14 protein-coding genes and 1 tRNA gene are annotated in these 21,845 nt (G+C 42.2%); 8 read left to right on the top strand and 7 right to left on the bottom strand.

The window, feature by feature from the left end:
• Positions 1–14: 14 nt before the first annotated feature.
• The 5 genes from JMX50_RS06215 to JMX50_RS06235 all read right to left on the bottom strand — a co-directional run bounded on the left by JMX50_RS06215 (position 15) and on the right by JMX50_RS06235 (position 10,629).
• Positions 15–2,834 (bottom strand): DUF2345 domain-containing protein, encoded by a 2,820-nt coding sequence (locus JMX50_RS06215; protein WP_201628864.1) that lies wholly within the window; start codon positions 2,832–2,834, stop codon positions 15–17.
• A 117-nt stretch (positions 2,835–2,951) separates the two neighbouring features.
• Complete coding sequence (locus tag JMX50_RS06220; RefSeq protein ID WP_201628865.1) at positions 2,952–3,779, bottom strand: OmpA family protein; 828 nt, start codon at positions 3,777–3,779, stop codon at positions 2,952–2,954.
• A gap of 64 nt (positions 3,780–3,843) precedes the next feature.
• Positions 3,844–4,869, bottom strand: coding sequence for a TagF domain-containing protein (locus tag JMX50_RS06225; RefSeq protein WP_201628866.1), 1,026 nt, complete (start codon positions 4,867–4,869; stop codon positions 3,844–3,846).
• Entirely contained in the window at positions 4,866–8,900 is a 4,035-nt protein-coding gene (tssM, locus tag JMX50_RS06230) for a type VI secretion system membrane subunit TssM (protein ID WP_201628867.1), read from the bottom strand. The genes JMX50_RS06225 and tssM overlap by 4 nt, the downstream gene beginning before the upstream one ends.
• Before the next feature lie 91 nt (positions 8,901–8,991).
• Positions 8,992–10,629: a hypothetical protein gene (locus JMX50_RS06235; protein ID WP_201628868.1), complete on the bottom strand. Its 1,638-nt coding sequence runs from the start codon at positions 10,627–10,629 to the stop codon at positions 8,992–8,994.
• Positions 10,630–11,058: 429 nt separating this feature from the next.
• Here JMX50_RS06235 and JMX50_RS06240 point away from each other — a divergent pair, with 429 nt between their 5' ends.
• The 4 genes from JMX50_RS06240 to icmH all read left to right on the top strand — a co-directional run bounded on the left by JMX50_RS06240 (position 11,059) and on the right by icmH (position 15,086).
• A complete protein-coding gene (locus JMX50_RS06240) occupies positions 11,059–12,066 on the top strand; it encodes a M15 family metallopeptidase (RefSeq protein ID WP_201628869.1) in 1,008 nt (335 codons plus the stop codon).
• Positions 12,067–12,192: 126 nt separating this feature from the next.
• Positions 12,193–12,825, top strand: coding sequence for a hypothetical protein (locus tag JMX50_RS06245; RefSeq protein ID WP_201628870.1), 633 nt, complete (start codon positions 12,193–12,195; stop codon positions 12,823–12,825).
• A 9-nt stretch (positions 12,826–12,834) separates the two neighbouring features.
• Complete coding sequence (tssK, locus tag JMX50_RS06250; RefSeq protein WP_201628871.1) at positions 12,835–14,181, top strand: type VI secretion system baseplate subunit TssK; 1,347 nt, start codon at positions 12,835–12,837, stop codon at positions 14,179–14,181.
• Positions 14,182–14,273: 92 nt separating this feature from the next.
• Positions 14,274–15,086, top strand: a complete 813-nt coding sequence (gene icmH, locus JMX50_RS06255; RefSeq protein WP_201628872.1) for a type IVB secretion system protein IcmH/DotU — start codon at positions 14,274–14,276, stop codon at positions 15,084–15,086.
• A gap of 201 nt (positions 15,087–15,287) precedes the next feature.
• On the opposite strand, the gene JMX50_RS06260 is transcribed toward icmH, so the two are convergent.
• Positions 15,288–15,363: transfer RNA gene (locus JMX50_RS06260), tRNA-Asn, on the bottom strand.
• A 359-nt stretch (positions 15,364–15,722) separates the two neighbouring features.
• Between JMX50_RS06260 and JMX50_RS06265 the strand changes: the two genes are divergently transcribed.
• The 3 genes from JMX50_RS06265 to JMX50_RS06275 all read left to right on the top strand — a co-directional run bounded on the left by JMX50_RS06265 (position 15,723) and on the right by JMX50_RS06275 (position 18,452).
• Positions 15,723–16,265: an acyl-CoA thioesterase gene (locus JMX50_RS06265; protein WP_201562794.1), complete on the top strand. Its 543-nt coding sequence runs from the start codon at positions 15,723–15,725 to the stop codon at positions 16,263–16,265.
• A 302-nt stretch (positions 16,266–16,567) separates the two neighbouring features.
• Entirely contained in the window at positions 16,568–17,656 is a 1,089-nt protein-coding gene (locus tag JMX50_RS06270; protein WP_201628873.1) for a cation diffusion facilitator family transporter, read from the top strand.
• Positions 17,657–17,762: 106 nt separating this feature from the next.
• Positions 17,763–18,452, top strand: a complete 690-nt coding sequence (locus JMX50_RS06275; RefSeq protein ID WP_227670938.1) for a DUF2059 domain-containing protein — start codon at positions 17,763–17,765, stop codon at positions 18,450–18,452.
• 143 nt (positions 18,453–18,595) lie between these two features.
• Here the strand turns inward: JMX50_RS06275 and dps are convergent, their stop codons facing one another.
• Positions 18,596–19,078, bottom strand: a complete 483-nt coding sequence (gene dps / locus JMX50_RS06280) for a DNA starvation/stationary phase protection protein Dps (protein WP_193031191.1) — start codon at positions 19,076–19,078, stop codon at positions 18,596–18,598.
• A 537-nt stretch (positions 19,079–19,615) separates the two neighbouring features.
• Here dps and uvrB point away from each other — a divergent pair.
• Positions 19,616–21,727: an excinuclease ABC subunit UvrB gene (gene uvrB, locus JMX50_RS06285; protein ID WP_201562790.1), complete on the top strand. Its 2,112-nt coding sequence runs from the start codon at positions 19,616–19,618 to the stop codon at positions 21,725–21,727.
• The last annotated feature ends 118 nt before the right edge of the window (positions 21,728–21,845 follow it).

A 21,845-nucleotide genomic window follows, 5' to 3' on the forward strand; every position in this document is an offset into this window, starting at 1 on the left:
TATTATTCCTTATCTTAATCGTTTTTTAGGTGGATGGTTATATTTTGTTCTATAGAGGTATACATCATATCCGTAAAGCCTTCTTTATCAGTCGTACCTTCAAACATTTCACTGGTTATTTCAGCTTGTGCAATATAATCGACAAAGCTATAAGGAATATCGCAATCATCAGCGAATCTGAACTGAGCAGTATAGTTGTCTAACTTTAAATGAACTTTAATCTTATTGGAGTCAGAACTATAGAAATTCTCAGTGTTGCCATTGTCGTCAGTCATGCCTTCAAACGTCTCTTTCGTATTCTCATTAATAGCAACATATGGCGTATTGCCATAGGCATCATCATCGTCATCAGCAAATCTAAATTTTGCCTTGTACATTGCACCAGCTATTAAGTTCGGCAACCCCGCCAAACTCAACCCATCAACTCCGCCCCCAGCCTTACTATGCTTCCCAGCTTTCTCAGTAAACTGCTTAGCCGTAATGGTAATATCACCACCATCTAAAGTGATACTCGCACCGCCAGCCGTCAGCGTAATCTTATTCGTTGCCACTATCTCAACCTCTTTGGTCGAGGAGGCGATATTCACATCTTGTTTTGCCGTGGCTTCCAGTTTTCCTGTGTGCGCAGAAAGGGTGATATTTTCTTTCGCATTGGTCATGCTAAATTGACCATCGGCTATTATATTGAGTGACTCGCTGCTGACTTGGTTATGGCTATCACCACTACTGATTATCATATCTTGCTGCGTGGTCATTATCATCTCGCCCATTGACCGGTGAATAAGTAGGTCATCACTGACATAGCCGGTATCAGCCGCACTATCAATCAGCGTTACTGGCGTTGTTTGATGGGTTTTGGTTTGCTGTTCCTCTGCAATAGTCTCAAGCTGGGTTTTAATCGCCTTATGGTCATTCACTTGTCTGCCAAGTCCCGTTGCTAGCTGCGTTAAACGCTCCGCTAAGTGCTGACCGCCAAGACCAGTTTGGGTGAGGGTCGGGGTATGGTGTTGGTAATTATGTTGTCCTGTTTGCGCGTGGGTTTGCGGTTGAGTGGAAAGGGCTAAGGCTTCACCTGACTTTATATTGATTTGGGCATTGGTGGCCGCATTGATACCTTGACGTTTGGCTGTGTCTGATGGATTGATAACCCCCATTTTTAGACTGGCAGATATCCCGGCACTGTCTACTTTTAGCTGAGAGTAAGCTTGCTCTGTACGATGGTCAGTCACCCATTCAGATAGGCCGTTACCCGTGTTGCGATAACCGCTTTCGACCGCTTGTTCATTGTCAGTGGCAAATAGACTTGGGCGCGTAGATGACAATAGGCTACCAATATTAATTAAATGTTCACCATCACCGATAGACTGCATGAGGGTTTGGTCATCAGCCCTATGGGTGAAGTGACTGCCGTAATTAGCACCTGCTTGTGCCTCTAATCGATTGATTGCTTGGGCGGGGCTATCTAGTAAATAGCTTTTAGTCGGCGTCATATGATTACGGCTATCAATCTCATTTTGCATTTCAGTGATGCCCGTCATCGGTGGCAACGCATGCCTACTATAGAGCTGACCGACCCACGGAGTATCAGCAGTGATTAATCTAAGTTGGGTTAGGTGAGTGCCAGCCTCTAAAGAAGAGGCGTGACGCTGATGATGGCGGCGACTACTTGTTAATCCTGTCACATGAGTGAGGCTATTACGTGCTAAATGTACGATATGAGTGGTGCGGTAATGCTGATTCAGTGCGCTATGCTCGGCTAATACAAAGGTGTCAGCGATATTTAAATCTGTAGCATGGCTAAGAGCATGATAGACACTATACTGACTTTGATGGCTGTTTGCGATAATAGCCGCCTCGTTTACGGCTTCGGTATCCGTCACTGGAGCAAAGGCGGCAGGGCTGTCTAAAATCAGCGTATTGTCGTTACCATTATTTTGCTTAAGATGGTTATCTTCAAAAAAGACGTCAGCCGTTTGAGTAGGGTGAGCAACCTTTGCGGCATTGAAGCGTTGCATGATGACAGAATCAGGTTGTACCGTAACATGCTCACTGATTGCTAAGACAGGCGCATGAACACGATCATGTAGTACTTGCTGGTAACGCAGTGGGCCTATATTCTGACTGATGTTATCACCATCGCTTGGATATGCTGAGGTTATGATGAGCTTTGGCAGGCGGTGCTCAAAAGTTTGCTGATGACGCAGGTAAGCGGTTAAACCTTGACGCGAGAGCCGCTCACAAATATGTGTCCAATCACTTATTTGCCATTGGGTCATACGTGCAGGTGTCCAGCTTGCATCTTCATCCCTGTTACTGTCATCGATGACTTCTATGTCTAGCGCCGCTGTGCGCTGTGCGACCATCGTTTGGACAGAAGTTTCAGTATCTATATGGCTGCTTAAATGTTGATGCAAACGATAAGTAATAGGCTGGGCGAGTAGGCGGTAATACCCATAGCTGCCATCATGATCCAATTGACAAATAGCGGTTAGATATAGATGGCGATAGCTGCTGCCATTCGGCGTATCAAAGCATAAGGTTAAAGGACTACCAATTAAAGCCGTGCAAGAAGAGAAGGGTAAATGATGACCTTCATGAATGTAGACCTGTAGTACATAAGTGTCGATACCATGCTGCTGATCCTGATAACCGCTATTAGGATTTAAGCGCTCAATGATAGCTGTCTCATACTCGGCATTGAGCAATTCATCTTGCCACGTTTGATGAACAGTAATATCTTGTTTGGCACTGGCATAAGGAGCTTGGCTATTGCCTTCACTGGCATAGAGCCTATCAAGATGCATGGGTAGCGCCGTATTGAGCAAACGTAGCATGGTTGTTGTCCCATTTTATTAAGCAATGTAATAAAGCAGTGCTATGAAGCGTATAAAGCGCTGGGTTTTGTCATTCTGGATCAGTTATTACTGATAATGGTTACTAGTAAATAAAGGTTACTCAGCAAGGGTAAATTCGATACGCCGATTACGCGTGCGTCCTTCTTCATTATCATTGCTAGCAATAGGGTCTAAATCCCCCTTGCCAGTCGTACTCAGGCGAGCAGCATCGATATTGCGACCGATGAGATACTGTTTCACCGCTTCTGCACGCTGATTCGATAGTGTTAAATTGCCACCAGAATTACCGACATTGTCTGTATGGCCGGTGATAGTTACGGGTTTATCGCCAACCCGCTGTAATACCCCTGCCATATCATCTAGGATACCAAGACCCATTGGGGTTAAGTTGGCACTTCCTGATTCAAACTCAACGATACGATTGCCTAGGGTCTCATCTATGAGCTGTTGTTCGCCTTGAGTGACAACCAGCTGATTTTCTAATTGATAAAGATCGGTCAAACGCGTATGAATACGGTTTTGGATAGCTTGTTTTTGTTCAAGGCTGCTGACCTTACCGTGTAGGCTAATAGTCGTACCATTAATATCTATCCGACCTTGGTGTATATTGGCTATGTCGCTATCAATAATGGCAGTGGCTACTTGCTGCCAATTGGTCGGTATGTTGATATTTGAGCGCACCTCAATTTCATCTCTAACGGGTTTATCAGGGTACTGAGCCTTGAGCTTATCAAGAAGCTGCTGCTTATCTGAACTCGTGGCAACGACGCCTTTTATGACCACAGGCACATCTTGGTCGTTAGGTAGGGTATCTTGAGCAGCAAAGACCATCGCGCTCATAGATAAGGTAATGATTGCTGCCAATAATAGGTTTTTTCTACTTCCTATTAGCCTAGAATTCTTGATTGAGAAACGAGTTAGCATGGCAGTACCCTTTTTTACTTCAATGTTTATCAGGTGTATAAATAGGAAAAATAGACAATAAGCCTTATTGTGCTAAAAATATTTGCTTAAATAATTGTCTGGTGTCATACAAATACAGATCGTCTTGCAATAATATTTTGTTGAATCGAGTCAAACCAATGTCCTCATCGATATAGCTTTGTGTCCAACCACTATCCCCAATCGAGACCCAGTCAGCAGGTAAGATGTTCTTATGCGTTAATAGTTGAGAAAGTAGCTGGCTATCTGATTCGGTAAAGCTCAATAACAGCTGGTAATGCTCAGAGGTTCGATAAAGATAGGTATTAAGCTGTAATTGATGAGGCTGATAAAACCCATGAATCAGGTCATGCCAAAAGGTCGCCATATATATAGCAGGGGCTCTTTCAGCGGGCAGCGTCCAGCTTATAGATTTGTTTAGGCCATGAAAGCCTTTAGAATAAGTTGGTAAAAATAATAAACCAGTGGCAATGATTTGTTGTATTAAATGCGCTTTATCGATACCCATTAAGCCTGCGATATCTTGTAGGGTGGTCTTATTAATGAAGTTGTAATAGTGGGTACTGGCATTTTGATCGATAGTCAGTGAGCAATTATTTAAATCTTCCATTACTTTGGCAGTGTCAGTTTGAGACTTAGCGTTAATTAAGGCGTCATATACATCGTCCCATAAAGACAGAGATTTAATCGGCACATAATTCATCCAACTTTTGGGTTTATCGTGATACATCAGACCAAAGCCAATTAAGGGGTAGCGGCGTTGATTGCTATCGTGACTGGGTATCAGGACACCTGTGACGATTTTATTAGCCGTAGTATCGATGTGACTGAAATATAGCGCTGTGTTTTCTTTTATAGCGCCGTTTTTTAAAGGGTTTGTCTCTAATGAATGCTCAGTTAATACATCTTTTGGCAATAAGGCTTTCGGTAATAAATATTCGGATGCCGTCAATGCCTGACTGACCCAAGTGTCTATATCATTGGTTTCGCTGATATGACTGCGCGCACGAACAAAGTCTCCACGTGCAGGCAGTTTGCCGAAATATACCAATGGTAATGATTCAGAAGTCATGGGTTTTGCTCCTGCGGCTCAGAGCTGGCATTAGCATCGCTAGCAGGAGTATTTAAATGAGACGCTTCATTGGCATCATCATTGCTTGTATTTGCAGAGGTAGCTACACCATTAGCCGCACGTTCATTAGCATTCGGATTTTGCGGTGTGGTGTTTGTGCGTGGCGAGCTACTCGAGGGTTGGTTTTGAGCGTTTGCATCACGCTCATTGGTATTACCACTATTGGGTGCTGCCGTTGTAGGCTTTGCGGTACGTGTAACACCCAGACCAATCACTTCGTTAGGCAGTTTCATACCAGTAAAAGGATTGCTTGAGCGACCTTGACTGGCGGTGCTGCTGTTGCCACTGATAATCCTAAAGCGGACGGAGATAGTAATACCATCACCTGACCATGCCATCTCAAAGATGTTATCGCCAAGCTCGGTGCGCCGCGCACTATTGATAAGACGCTCTACCCCAAAGCTGCCAGCCTCTTCAAAGACAGTATAGTCTTTGCCATCATAATCCTTGGCTCTAATACTGGCACCTGGCTGGCTACTAGGATTTGGCCATACAAATGTCGTCCACGCTTGGGTGCCCATGCGATAACGCAGCTGCTGACCATCAACGACGATGGTATATTCTGTTAAGCCACTGACCGGCAATGGCATAATCTGAAAGGTGGTTTGATTCGAGGCCCCATTAGCACCTGCGGCGCCTGCCGTACCGCTGCCATTACCACCGGTATAATTGACGAAATAGCGACCAAAATCAGCCACAAACTTTGGACTGAGTCCCAAACCTGCACCGTTCCAAATTTTACTAGATATCTGATCACCGCGGCGAATGATAAAGGGCGACAAGGTTTCATTGACGAATTTTGCTACATAGCCATCCTCGCCAAAGAACTGCCCAATCTCAGCAGGCGTGGCTTCTAAATTGGCATTGGCAGTAAACGGATATTTATTGCCCAAATTGTCAAGAAAAGGCTTATATACTTGTGCTTGCCAAACTTTATTAATCTCATCTTTGGTAGGCTTTAAAAGCATATTAAATGAGCGCGTAAGGGACTCACTCAATAATGGGCGTACCAATTGCTTCATCTCAGAGTTGGCTTGACTGAGTATCTGTTCATCTAGTATCTGTAAAGACTTGGTAAGCTCTGAGCCTTCTGGGCTTAAAGTCTGTGAGGCAAACAACAATGCATCGGGACCAATATCATCACTACGAGCGATATTATTAAAGCGGGTTCTAATATGCCCCAAGCTTGCCAAATAATTATCCAATAAAGACAGGTTTTGGTTGTCTTCTCTTGGCGTGACCAAATTGTGAATAGCGGAAAACTCTTGCGCAATCAAGCCTGAACTTGCGGGTATCACAGTAGCATTAGGGCTCGATTGGTTATTACCCATCATGGCTTCGGCCTGACGGAGCTCCGCTGGGCTTTGACGAAGAATAGTTTGCTTAAACCAAGTTACAAATGAGCGCCGAGATTGCGCGCCATCAGCTGAGGATGAGCTTGTAGATTTATTATCCCATTGGGTCTGGCGATCAACGGTTTCAAATAAAGTCTTTAAGGGAGATTCTGTGGCATTGGACAGCTGATTTAATAGTACTGCATGATCGTCAAAGCCTTTACTGTCACGAATATAGACTTGTGATAAAAACCGCTTCCATTCGCTGATATATTCCTGCTTATAGCGACTGACCAAATATTGGCGTATTTGTTCAGGACTACCGGTCAAGGTCAAGTCATTTTGGCTGCTGGTTGCCAATACCCAATCGTCAGCCACCATCTTATTGGTCGCCGCTTTATCGATTTCATCACTGATAAAGGATTCCCATGCTTGCTTGGTAAAGGTGCCAGAAATTACATAGCTACCTAGTAATGCTTCGTTGCCTGTGTTTTGAGTAATCTGTGCCACCGTCACTGCTGGAAAGCGTGCTGATGAGCGCATTTTTATCTCGGAATAAACACGCTCACGTGCAGGCTGGCCTTTACTGACTTTAGATAAATTCATACGGGTTTTATCAATCAATCCTAAGTCGTTTTGAATCAAAGGAAAGCTTGGGTCGTTAATATGAGCCAAGCTAAAACTTAAAATCCGCTCGGCTTGTCGAATCATTTTATCGCGTGGCATATCTGCGCGATTGGCTTCAAGCCAAGTACGCCAAAAGCGCGTCATCTGATCGCTCAAATGGCTGGTTTCTAAATGATCGTGATTGCTCAGCATCAAGTAGGCTTTGAGCGCATTGTAAGCATCTTCAACATCGGTAGGATCTGATTGGATATAGGTATCAGTATTGCCAGTTGCAGACTCACTTTCTTGCGCCTCTGGCTCTTTAACCGATAGTTGTGCCGTATTGGCATTGACCTCAGTGAGGAATTTTTCTATATTTTGTTTGGTAGGTGCTAAGACAATGATGCCAATACCGTTGTAGTATTCTGATAAAAGTTTTTCTTTGAGCTTGTCGCCTTGATATAAGCCAAAACTTAACGAGAGAGGGTGACCATTTTCGTACTCTTCAAGCTGCTCTATGCGACTTTGTAAAATACTGAGTGACTCCAGTTGTGACTGCAAATCACCGTTTGAATTTTTTTGGATTTGAGCAACTTGTTGTAAATCTGCTGCTACCCGTTCAGTCAGCTGTTTATTATTGGCATATGACCATGTCCATAGCCCAGCCGCCGCACAGAGCACCACGACCGATGCTAAGGTTGCAAGGGCGCGATGGCTACGTTTATCACGGTTCTTGTGCTGCTTAACCAAATGTTTGTCTTTTAAGATAACCTTGGAAAAAAGATCGTTTAAAAAATAAGGCTTATCTGCGTTTGTTTGCTGAGAATTAAGGGGAACGGCCGGTGGCTGCAAATCAAAATTTTGTACCATTTGTAGCGTCATTTGACTGCTAACTTGACCTTCTTGTAGCGCACTGGTGAAATAAAAACCACGCAATATCGGCTTAAATTGAAAAGGATTGTCTTCAAACAGAGCGTGCATGAGCGTTCTTATCATAGGACGCAATGACTGAAATTCCATTGGAAATGTCATCAAACTGGGTGAGACAGTACGCTGATGGCGTAACGACAGTTTAGTGGTGCTTAAGTCTTTTAGACCATTTACCAATACGCCAAAATGTTCTTCAAAAACATCTGTAATATTGATGTTGTCGGGGTCTTCTGGATAAGGAATGGTCGCCCCCCATACTTGCCCGCGATCTTCTTGCTCATAATCATGAAAGAAATCACGAAATCCTGATACCAGATCCATCTTGGTAAATACCACATAAACAGGGGCATAAACTTCTAATTGTTCGGTCAAATCCTGCACACGACTTCGTAAGTTTTTAGCCAAATCCAGCGCATAGCTAGGCTCATTTTTAGTCAATTCTGCGATGCTAACGGCAATGATAATGCCATTAATAGGGGCCTTGGGGCGGTTCTTTTTCAGTAGGTTTAAGAATGACAGCCATTCTGAACGGTCGTCTTCATAAGCAGAATAACGCCCTGCGGTATCAAGTAGAATCCCTTCAGTAGAAAAAAACCAATCGCAGTTACGCGTACCACCCACGCCTTTGACTGACAGCTTGTTGGTTTGCTCCATAAATGGAAACTTTAGCCCAGAGTGCAGCACTGCCGAGCTTTTACCAGCTGCTGGATTGCCGATGACCATATACCATGGCAGCTCATATAACGCTGCTTTACCGGTTTGATCACCGATTTTCGATTTACGAATGGTTTTAATGGCGTCTTGCATTTGCTGACGTAATGCTTGCACTTCTTGTGCATTTTCATCTTTAGCGATAGTGTCTTTATTATGCTCATCGCCATTGTTTTCTACTAAATTGGCCAGTTCTGCCGAGGCAAGTCTGCGTTTTTTCCAAAAATAGTAACCTAAGGTAGCAAGCAGAGCAGTAGTTACGGCAATACTAAGAATGACGATGAAGGTTTTAAGCGGCATATAATCGTAAAGTAAGACCAAAGCGACGATAACCCCTAAGATTAATAACACTCTCGGGTGGTAAATAAGATGGAAAAATCTTGCAAACATACTTGCTACCTAATGTAATCTTGAAATAATAGGGGGTTATCGGGTCAGGGTAAACGGTGACTATGATGTCAGGCAACGAATAAAAATACGCCTAAGACGCTTCAGAAGAATGTTGTAGCCATAATATACAGTCGTTCTTATGTTTGGTTATTAAAAATGATAAGCCTGACTGTTGTTCGTTTGAATTAGCTTTGGAAACCAATAAAGATAAGCTTATGAATGTCTTTAACCATAGGTTTGATGGCATATAATGCCCTAAATGATGCTCGTTTACTAGTATGTCTTTCTCTATTAATGAGTCGATAAATGTCATAAATAAAGACAAGTCATAAGGCTGCTTTAATGGATTAATGTCTGTTATAGCGTTTATATTGTTTTTAGAGGTTATGGCTTTGATGGTTGATGTATTAGCAATAGGCTCAAGATTTTGGCTTTCTATGGTTTTCATTTTACGTTTGTCAACGGGCGCTGTAGCCGACGTACCATTTAGTAATAAGTACTTTATCTTTCGTAGGTTTTTCGCGTAGTGCTGGCGAGTCTCGAGCTGTGAAGGATTAGACTGAGAAGAGTTGGAATCAGTATTTGCAGTATTATCTGTCTGACTGAGAGTATGGTTAGGAATCTTAGTCAATAAAAAATAGCTATCACTTTCTAAATTAAGAGCTTCATGAGCAGCTTTATTAGAAAAAAATAACAAGGTTCCCGCTTCGGTTGGTATCGTATTATCGAGCGCAGTTTCATATAGCGACGACTCCAACCATGCTTCATAAATTTGGCAGTCTACATTCATCAGTAAACAAGTTTTAGGGACAGCCGCTTTAGCGAGCGTAATAAGATGTTCATCGATAAAGTCGAGCGGCTGATAGGATTCATCGTCAGCAAAAATCAGAGTGATCGCGAGTAACGATTCTGCTATACCATAATCGGCTAACTGTTGTTTGATAAAACGTAGCAGAAAATCAGTGTCAACGAGGCTTGGGATACACAAGTAAATAGACAGCTGAGATAGGTTTTGGGCAGGCAAGTCATTACGTGACTCTTCATCATTCGTTTCGCTGCTGTTATTACTGTTATTAGCACCTGCGATATAATGCGGCTGCCAATCAGGATGAATATGAATGGCTGAATTTGGCTCATCATCATCTTGTTCAAGATAAGCGAAATGTTGGGCGAGTAGCGAGAGGAAATCATTGCTCAGTAGCAGCTGCTCAGCAACCAAGGCACACAAACGCAAGGTCAACTCATCTGAAGATTGCGGTCGCTCTTCCTCATCGTCGTAGGTATCTGATTCGTCATAACTGGCATAATTGTCGGCATCGGCATCGACTTCAAGCTCATGGCTGGCAAAATTACTGCTATCTTGATAATGATATAAAGGATATTGTTCGGTTATTACACTCTTTATAGGTTTGACTAGAAGCGGTAAACCATCGAAGTCAGATAAGTCTTCACTTAAAACAGTAAGGTCGTCCTTATTGTCTACTATCTCAGACCAACTACTTCCCTCCGGCAGGCAAATACTAGCATTGATAAACAATTGATAGGATTCTATAGGCTCTTTTTCTGTTTCTTTGTCAGTGATAAGCGGGATTTCAGTTTTCTTATTGTCTAAATTTCTTTGATGTCGTCTAATTATCAATATAAAACCAAACAAAGATGCTGGCAGAATGATAAACCAAAGCAATAGTCTAGGGGTAGTAAGCTGTAAGGTATTGTCTTTAAAATACATCCAAGTCATTAGTAAGTAAACAAGAAGCACAACGCTAGAAGTATATATTGCATAGCTTAATAGTTTTCTGGAATGCACTTGCGATACCTCTGGTCGAACAAATAGATGAGAGGCAGTTTATGATATTTCACTCACTATGGCTACTATATTTATCTACTTTGGTTTGTTTTTATTTTTGACATATGGTTTCTAGTCAATTTTTAAGGATATTATAAAATACTGTAATTAAGTCTGGTTATTTTAGGAGAAACCATGTTTTTAGCTATATAATAGCGAGCAGTTTTGCTGGAAATAAGCAGTCGATAATGGATGTCAGGTATATTTTTCTGCTTATTGCGTGTCTTAAGAGTCTGATGTAGTGATGTATTTAATCTTATGATCTATCTGATAACCACGATATTTACGCTTATTTCTATTGTAGTGATAGTCATGCTATTTGATCGTCAGCTATATGGTCGTGTTTATCGAAAAGCTGATAACGCTTTTCAGCACTTATGGGTGCTAAAAACCAAATATTTTGTACTCAAGCCACAAGTGATAACTAATATTAAACCTAAGATTGAGCGTAGATTTTTGAATATTAAATCATCGAACATAAAAGTCTCGAATGTCAGTGCGGCGGTAATACCAACTTTATCCATCTTAGTCATCGTAGCAACGACAGTGCTTTGTTATTTCCTAATAACGCATAACTCCCTTGAGGTTTATCGAACTCAAAGTGATGCACCAAACACCGCCAACGCACAAATCAATCAACTATTAATCGGGGAGCAGCTGCACCCACCGCCATCACCACCAGCAGAGCTGTTTGCTGAGCTTGAAGCGGAGATTGCCAGTTATCAAGCTACTCAAATGGAAGCAGGCTATTGGCCTGAAACGGCAAGTGATACATCGTCAACGAGACCGCTTATGTTACCTGAGCCTGATCTATCAGATTTAAGTGTTCAAGATCATACTACTGGCTACTCAGGCGATATATTGGCCTCACATATCACAAACGGTCATATTAATATCAAGAATGCTGACCGTAATTGGAATAAAATGAATTCTGAATTTGTTCAGCGAATGTTGACTGTTTATAAGGTTATGAGTGAACAATATGGCTATGATATGGTGTTGTTAGAGGGGTATCGTAGTCCTGGTCGACAAGCAAAATTATTGAAGCAAGGGTCGCACGTGACGAAGGCCGGCTCTTATAAGAGTTATCATCAGTTTGGTCTAGCAGGAGATAGTGCTTTTATTAGAAACGGTAAGATTGTCATTACCGAAAAAGATCCATGGGCGATGCAGGGCTATAAGTTATATGGTAAAGTGGCAAAATCAGCAGGGCTAGTATGGGGTGGTGACTGGCGCATGATGGATTTAGGGCATGTTGAGCTACGTAAACCTGGGGTGCTCGGTCGCCCTCAAATGGCTGAGATTTTAACCAGCCAATAATGGCTATCAATGATTATTATCATTTTATATATGGGCAATTGTATGGTAGATTTTTCATTGAAAGTAATATCTTTTTGTCTATTAAGTATAGGGTTGGTTGGTTGCGGTAGTGATGGATTGAGTCAGTTGAACCAAACATTAAAACCTAATCAGCCAACTGCACTAGTAAACAATTATCAATCTGATAAGCAGCTTTATGAGGAAAGTATAAGTAAGAAAATTGTCGATGTTAATGCAAACATGAGCACTAATACTGATTTAGAAAAGCTTAAAGCTCAACTTGAGCAGCAGCAACAACAGCTCAGTGCGATGAATGCAGAACAGCAAGCGTTACAAACGCAGTTAAAACGTCAAACTATTAGCTTACAGATACTTCCGAGCGCCGATGCAAATGCGGGTCGTCAAAAGCAAGGCACCGCTAGTATTGCTCATATCGCCTTCTTAGAAGATGAGAGTCAGTTTTCAGAACTGCTAGAGATGGCGACTAAAGAGGTGAGTGTCATTCCCAGTCGTCAAACAGCGCTGAAGCTGAATGTTCCGCAGGAGGCGCGCTTTATTGCTATTAAAGTGGGGCTAAGATACACCAAGAAGCGCTCACAGCTATTGATTCCTATCAGTAGTATCGACTTTGAAAAGCCGTTAACCTTGAATGTAGGTGCATGTGATGTGAATATCAAAGAAGGCATCATCCCAGAATTGGCACCCATTTTTGCTATTAAACTTAAATATTATCAACAGCCACTGGTTGGTTGCGCGTAGGAGATGATCTTGAGCAAAAACAGAGTATTATGGGGCGAAGGTTTATTTTTAAGACCTCAGCATTTTCAGATTCAAGATACTTATCATAACTCGCAGCGCGCGCTCAGTATGATGCTCGTGCATCCTTACGCTTATGGTATCGCTGATGTGCAAATCGATAGCCAGCTTCTAGAAAGTAATATCTTAAGCTTTGAGAGCATCTATGCAGTCTTGCCCGATGGCACGATATATCAAGCGCCGCGTACGGATGCGCTGCCTAAAGCGGTGAGGTTGGATAGCCAAGATAACGGCGATGAGGTGTATGTGTTTTTAAGCCTAGAGATTGTTCAGGGTAGTGGCAGTAATATACAGACAGAGCATAGCGATAATCCCGCCCGTTATATAAGAGATAGTATCGAAGCCCATGATTTATATACTCAGGGTGCAGAAGCCGTTATTGATATTCTAAAGCTATCACCAAGCGTGCAATTGAGCCATACAGCGCAAGTACCGAGTCAAGATACGCTCTCTATCTTGATTGCTAAGCTGACGCGCAGTACGCAAGGTATCTATCAGTTAGATGAAGACTATATAGTGCCTAGCGTCCATATTATGAGCAATTCTGCGCTACTCAATCAGCTCTATCGCTTGATGACGATGATTAATACTAAGTCAAGCTCGCTCTATGACCACCATCGCCAGTCTAATAATGACTTGTTAGAATTTCGCTCATCGGATATCGCATCTTTTTGGTTATTACATACTTTAAATACGGCTTATTCACAATTGAGTCATTTATACAATAATGCGAAATTACACCCAGAACGGCTGTATGAAGCACTCCTAAATGTTGCCAGTCAATTGGCGACTTTCAGCTCATTATATAAGGTAGGCGACTTACCGCATTATCATCATAATAATATCAATGATTCGTTTACCAGTATCATTGGCATCATCCGTGAGCTCCTCAATACCGTTATTGCCAGTAATTTTATCTCCATTCCTTTACGTCAAAACAAACACTCATACTACATGGGCGACCTGAGCAGTGACAAAATCACGCGTAACTCGCAGCTATATTTATCTGTTAGCTCATCGCTACCAATGCATGAGTTGATAGATTTGGTGCCAAGACGCTTTAAAATTGCGACGCCAGATGCTGTGGAGAAACGAGTCCTATCTGCGCTACCGGGCTCGCCGATTTCACATGTCTCGCAAGTGCCAAGTGCTATTCCTGTCAGACCGGGCTTTAGTTATTTCACTATTGAGCCAGTAGGCGAGCTGTATGACGAGATGATTAGATCTGAATCCATCTGTATTTATGTACCAAATGGTTTTGATGATTTAAAAATTGAATTGATGGCTATCGTACAGTAGTTTTTTTAGGCATTTTAAAATGGTTTTGAAGTCGCTTTTTTTAAATGATTTTTTTAAGCGGACTTTAAAAATAATATGTATTAGGAACAATCATGCTCGGGAATAATTCAATGGGTTCAGCGCCTTCTTTGTTAGATTCAGGCGAAGTTGCCTCAAAAGTTCCAACCGCAGGACTTAATAGACGTATCAGCAGTCAGTCGCTGGTTGATACTATGTATGACGGTTTTTACTTGGTGTTTTTATTGCGCAATCATTATTTCAGCACTGAACCTCGCCATTTTCGTCAAAAAATCTATGATTTTTTAGACAAGTTTGAAATGAACGCTCGTAAAAAAGGCTTTTTATCAGAAGATATCCATGAAGCAAAGTACGCGTATTGTGCGTTGATTGATGAAACCATCATGACGTCACAAGAGTCAGAATTTCAGACTCTAAAAGATGCATGGGAGCTAAATCCTCTGCAGTTAGATTTGTTTGGCTCACAAATCGCTGGTAATGAGTTTTTTGAGCGCTTAGATGGACTGCGCGAACAAGGAGAGAAGCGTTTAGCGGCATTAGAAGTTTATCACTATGCGATGTTGCTAGGATTTCAAGGAAAGTATCGCTTAGAGGCCCCTGAAAAGATTCGCTATCTTATCTCACGCTTGGGCGATGAAATTGAGCATTTACGTGGTAATAAAAACGAATTTTCGCCGTTTTGGGCAATTCCTGATCAAATTAAGCATAAGCTCACCAGTGAAACGCCGCTTTGGGTGATTCTTGCAGTGATGGCAGTGTTATTAAGTGTGATATTTGCAACCATGTGGCACTTTACCAATAGCTTTGCAGATAACCAGTTGTCAGCATATAACCATGTTATTCAAGAAAATAAAGAGCAGGCCCATATCTCAATCTTCTTACCATAAGGCTTGTCCTCATTTAGATGATTATTTAGATAACTATTGATTGATTTGAGGATGTGCCCTCATTATTAGCAATCATTATCTTTAGATAATAAGTCACTTACAAAAACAACAGCCATAAAAAAACCCCCATCAAAGTGATGAGGGTCTTGGCAAATGCCATAATCGAATCAAAGATGACTCAAAAAATTTACTACTAAAATATGGCTCTCCAACCTGGGCTCGAACCAGGGACACACGGATTAACAGTCCGTTGCTCTACCAACTGAGCTATTGGAGAATAAGCGGTAAGTGTTTAATGGCTTACTGCGAGCTTAGAAAGTCTCTAACGAGTTCTTGCTAAGTGGGGCGTATTCTAGCAAAGATAAAAAATACGTCAAGCTTTTTTTGCTTATTTAGCAAATATTGTCCTTTTACTTGCTAGATAAGCCCTTTTATAAGGGTTTTAGCTAAAAATTGGCAATTGAGATATCGATAAAAGCTATATGCCTATAAATAAACTAACAAGCCAATACTGTGATTAATCATTAACTGTTTATAAATAATTTTATCTAATAGGCATTTATTTGCGATTTATCAGAGGCTGCTGTATAACGGACATTCAAAATAGATAGGTCTCTGATAACGGTAAGGAATATTATGTCGCAATACAATACCAGCTCCACTGCCAAAAGCGCCCCTTTAAACCATGAATTGTATATGTCGGTACTGATGACGCCAGATATGGCAAACTTTATAGGCAATGTGCATGGTGGTGATTTACTCAAAATGCTTGATCAAGTCGCTTATGCTTGCGCCAGTCGCTATAGTGGTAGTTACGTTGTGACGCTATCGGTCGATCAAGTGATGTTTCGTGAGCCTATTTATGTCGGTGAGCTGGTTACCTTTGCGGCAAGTGTCAACTATGTCGGTAGAACTTCCATGGAAGTGGGTATTCGTGTGGAAGCAGAAGACGTGCGCGCCCGTACAATTCGCCATACCAATAGCTGCTATTTTACCATGGTGGCGATTGATGATAACGGTAAGCCAACGCCAGTCCCTGCGCTTGAGATTAAGAATGAGATGCAGCAATGTCGTTTTGATGCCGGCTTAGCGCGTAAAAACTTGCGTATGGAAGTCTCGCATCGTCCTAGCTGCGATATTAATAAGATGATTGGTGATAATTCAGATAGTAAGAGCTAAACTCTAATCACATGACGGACAAACCATGTCATCGAAAATGTATGATAGGCGAGTTTTCTTAGCATCGCCATATCCAGTAGAGTGCTCCTAAAATGGGACGCTCCCAAACCTTTAAAGCTATTAAGACCATCAATACTTAAACAAAGTCTCACGAAAACCTTACTGACCAAGGCTAGGTTTTTGGTTAAATTTAATGGTAAACAAGGCAGGTAAATAAACAGTTAAAAACCATTCATACTTATGGTTCGACTGTGTTATTTGACTGTTTTAACCCATTACATAGACCATTGACCGAGACTCATATGAGTTCAAAACCTGCGAAGTCATCAGAATCCCATTCTCCAGAGCCATCAATACCGCAAGCTGGTCGTGCGCGCGGCGTTGATAGCGTGCCCTTTGATACTACAAGCACTTCCTCCTATTCTGCAACCAATGCTGATAAAAAAGAGGAAGACAAAAAATCTTCCTCATTACTCACTGTGCTGATTGCGGTTGGGGCAAATCTGATTATTGCGATTGCTAAAACGGTTGCGGCATTCATGACTGGTTCAGCTTCTATGATAGCGGAGTCGGCGCATTCGTGGGCAGATGCAGGCAATGGCACGTTGCTGATTGTGGCCGAGAAAAAAGCGGTTAAGCCTGCCGATAGGAGCCATCCATTAGGCTATGGTAAAGAGGCGTATGTGTGGTCGATGATTGCTGCCTTTGGCGTTTTTATGGCAGGTTCTATTGTGTCCATTTATACCGGTATTACCGAATGGAACGCGCCCGAGACCGAAACCAACTATACCATCGGCTTTATTATCTTAGCAGTGGCTTTTGTGCTAGAAGGATTCTCGCTGACGCAAGCTTATTTGCAAAGTAAAAAGCATGGCAAGGCCATCAATGTTAGCGCCCTTGGTTATGTTGTTGATACCTCGAACCCAACATTGCGCGGTGTCTTCTTTGAGGATTTAGCCGCGGTTATTGGTTTAGTGGTCGCGGCAGCGGCGATGGGTATGCATGCGTATACGGGACAGCCTTTTTGGGATGCGCTTGGGTCGATTGTGGTTGGTATCTTATTGGGCATGGTCGCCATCTTTTTGATCAATCGTAATCGCGACTTTTTGGTTGGCTATAAAGTCTCAGAAACAATGCATAACTACATATTAACTGAGCTATTAAATCATCCCGATATCGATAGCGTCTCTTATTTACACTTAGAATGGGTTGGACCCAAAAAAATATTTATGGTCGCCGCAGTAGACATCGCCGGTAACCAAAAAGAGCAGGAAATCGCGCAAAAATTTGAAGATATTGAAAATCAGTTCCGTGCCAAGCCGTTATTTCAAGAAGCTATTATAACGTTGTCAGTGCCTAATGCTGAGATTTTACGCTTACCAAATAGCTGATACTGTTTAAAGCGTTCATTTGCTCACTGAACATTAATAATTGAAAACTGATAGCCATAATATTTAAAAAATATAATACCGAAAACTATAATAATGAGAGCTTAATATGAAACGTTTTAATAACGCTACGATAAAAAAATCACGCCAGCGTACTACCATTATAAATCCGTTACTTAGCTTGGTTGTGGTAACGCTGATGTCAGCTCCTATCGCAAATGCCAATGCAGAATTGATTATCCATAGCGAGCCCAATACAGTTAATAAGGACGTCAATAAGATTGCCAATCAGCATAATAATAAACAAGCACCGACCGATGTATCTATCATTAAGCTGATGCAAGTGATGCATATTGACGAGCAAATCGAATCTATCGTCAACGGCCAACAGGCGGCTATCGATGCCATCAATATGCAAACGCAAAATCAGGTCCAAAAGGGCAGCCAGCAGATAAATGATAAGTCGGTAAACAAGCGTCAACGTCAGCTACAAGAGCAAATCCAAAGTGTTTTAGGTCAATATGCGAAGATTATGAGTAATGGAATAGGCGATGCGACAGACGCGCAAACCTTGACCCAAGCTTATATCAGCGCAGCGAAGACTTACTATACGCAAGCGGAAGTTGATGCCCAAATTAAATTTTACGACACTGAAATGGGTCAAAGTATCCTTGCCAAGCAACCACAAATTACCGCTGCCTTTTTACAGCAATCATTGCCTGAAGATACCAGTGCAACCGAAGCACAACTAGGCGAGCTGTTGCCGCAAATGAAGCAGATTATTAAAGGTATTTTTTAAACCTGTTATTTTCAAATCTGAGTTAAACGTACCGCTTTTATATTAAATGACTGTATAAAACTAGCACACATAAAAAAGGTCACTCTTAAAGTGACCTTTCTATTTCTATAATTTATATAATATTTCATTTTTCTATAAAATGCTTATTTCTTTGGCGCATTGGCACCGATAAACCAAGCATCTTTATCGACAATACGGCTAACCTCAGTCAATAAGTCGGCGGTATCCTCATCGCCCGCATCGCTAGCAACATCAATCCCTTCGCGCAATGAAGCGGCAATGGTTTTATAGCGGTTGGTAAGCTCGCGCACATGCTCATCCACTGCTGTAATATCAGTCGGGTAAGTCTCTAAAATAGAGTCCTCAACGACACGCTTAGAGATACCATTGGCTTTACCACCAAGGATAACAATGCGTTCAGCAACCGTATCATAAGCTTCTGTTAAGCGCTCATAAGTGTCATCTAATAGCTGATGCACCCCGATAAAGCCAGTACCTTGCAAGTTCCAATGGCACTGTTTGCTATCCATACTTAGGTCAATTAAGTTTGCCAAATTGGCATTCAATAAATCGACCATTTTTTTAGCTGTTTTGTCATCGATACCACTTGCGTAACGTTCTCTCATGTTTTTCTCCATTGTATTATTTTACTGAATTTATATCGTTAGTAGATAAGCCGTTAATGAATAAATTGTTATTAATATTTTTCTAAATGGCTATTCATTAAATGCTGACTAGCCAATTTAATACTTACTAATCGTATTGCTGCTTAATTGCTGCTACTTACTTAATTCACTACCGATGATAGCAGCTTAAATTCGCTATAGAACCCTTGCGCGTTAGGCTTTATTGAGTGGTCGTGTAATGAGTTTGTTAATCGTGAAAAGCTTTGTAAATTTAGCCGTCGCTCTGTGCGTTTTTTATAAATAAAGCATACTTATAGTGCAGGCAGTATTCTAGGAATAATCAGCTTAATGCTTCTGTCTTGGACGTTATTTGCTTATTTACACTGGGCTGACTTGACTCTTCACTTTGGCTTTTAGATAGCATGACCGTTAAAGGATAAACCCAGATATTATCCTTTAAAAACTGTAGTTTAGACCCCATATTGTTATAAACCTAAGCTCTTATAAGCTTTTATAAAAATCAGGAAGAAAACCATTATGCGAATGCCTGAACCGCGCTCGTCGCGTCAGTTAAACCAATTGGCCACTCAGCTCCAAGGCGAAGCTGAAATTAGTGGTGTCAATGCGTCTGGGACGCAAATATCGAGCCGCGCCTTTGAGATGGTCACCGAATTTGAGCCAGCAGGCGACCAACCGCAAGCAATTGAAAAGTTAGTCAAAGGTATTAATTCTGGCATGGATGAGCAGCTATTACTCGGTGTGACGGGTTCTGGTAAGACGTATACCATGGCAAAGGTCATCTCGGAATGCCAACGTCCAACCATTATTATGGCGCACAATAAAACGCTTGCCGCGCAGCTTTATGGTGAGTTTAAAGCGTTCTTTCCAAATAACGCGGTCGAGTATTTTGTCAGCTATTATGACTATTATCAGCCAGAAGCTTATGTCGCCGCTAGTGATACCTTTATCGAAAAAGACAGCGCCATCAACGACCATATTGACCAAATGCGTCTGTCAGCCACGCGTGCTTTATTAGAGCGTCGTGATGCGATCATCGTCGCGTCGGTATCGTGCATCTATGGCTTGGGTGACCCGGAAAGTTATCTAAAAATGCTGCTGCATGTCGTCGTTGGCGATAAAATCGATCGTACTGCTACGATTAAGCGCTTGGTTGAAATGCAATATACGCGCAACGAGCTGGACTTTGGGCGTGGTACATATCGCTTGCGCGGTGAGCTGTTGGATATCTATCCTGCTGAGTCTGAGCAGCTGGCGGTACGTGTGCATTTGTTTGATGATGAAGTGGAGAAAATCACTTGGTTTGACCCTTTAACGGGCAAAACTGTGCGTAGCGTGCCGCGTATTACCATTTATCCAAAATCGCATTATGTGACCCCGCGTAATAAACTGGAAGCGGCCAGCCATACGATTCGCGCCGAGCTTGAACCGCGTCTTGAGTATTTCCGTGAAAATAATAAGTTGGTTGAAGCGCAGCGTCTGAAAGAGCGTACCCAGTATGATCTTGAGATGATTCAGCAGCTTGGCTACTGTAATGGTATCGAAAACTACTCGCAGCATCTCTCTGGTCGTCCATCGGGGGAAGCGCCGCCGACGTTGTTTGATTATATTCCAGAAGATGCACTGTTGTTTCTCGATGAGTCGCATGTGACGGTATCGCAAATCGGTGCGATGTATAAAGGCGATAGGTCGCGTAAAGAAAACCTTGTCAATTACGGTTTCCGTTTACCAAGTGCGATGAACAACCGCCCGATGAAGTTTGAAGAGTGGGAACGTATTAAGCCCAAAACCATTTATGTCAGTGCCACGCCGGCACAATATGAGCTTGAGCATAGCGAGCAGGTGGTTGAGCAAGTCGTGCGTCCAACCGGTTTGATTGACCCTGAGATTGAGATTCGTCCGGTATTGACCCAAGTTGATGATGTGCTATCAGAGATTACCAAACGCCGTGAAAAAGACGAGCGCGTATTGATTACCACTTTGACCAAGCGTATGTCAGAGGATTTGACCAGTTATCTAAAAGAGTACGATGTCAAAGTCGCTTATTTGCACTCGGATATTGATACGGTTGAGCGTATGCAGATTATTCATGAGCTGCGTACTGGCGTCCATGATGTGCTGGTTGGTATTAACCTCTTACGTGAAGGGCTTGATATGCCAGAGGTGTCGTTAGTGGCGATATTTGACGCGGATAAGGAAGGCTTTTTGCGTTCTGAGCGTGCGCTGATTCAGACTATCGGTCGTGCGGCGCGTCATATTAATGGCAAGGCTATTCTCTACGCTGATCGCATCACACCCAGTATGGAGCGGGCGATTGAAGAAACCGACCGTCGCCGCGAAAAACAAGTCGCCTTTAATCTTGAGCATAACATTACGCCAAAAGGTGCGCGCCGTAGTATCACCGATAAAATCGATACGGGCGAAGATCAGAATGCCAATGACAATCAGGTGATTCCTATCAAGAGCAATCTACCTGATGTTGATATCAGTATTTTACGTAGCCCTGATTTGCTCGCCAAAGAAATCAAACGCCTCGAGAAGCAGATGCAGCAAATGTCACGGGATTTAAAATTTGAAGAAGCGGCAAAAACGCGTGATAAAGTTTTGGAGTTAAAAGCGCATTTAATCTAATAGGTTCATTCCGACTGAATGTAAACGTAGAGAAGGTGAGTTGCATAGGTTGCAGCTCACCTTTTTTATATTTAACACTTAAACCAAGAAGGCTTTTACCTGTATATATTGATAACTA

The organism is Psychrobacter maritimus, from assembly GCF_904846345.1.
GTDB classification, from domain to species: Bacteria; Pseudomonadota; Gammaproteobacteria; order Pseudomonadales; family Moraxellaceae; genus Psychrobacter; species Psychrobacter maritimus.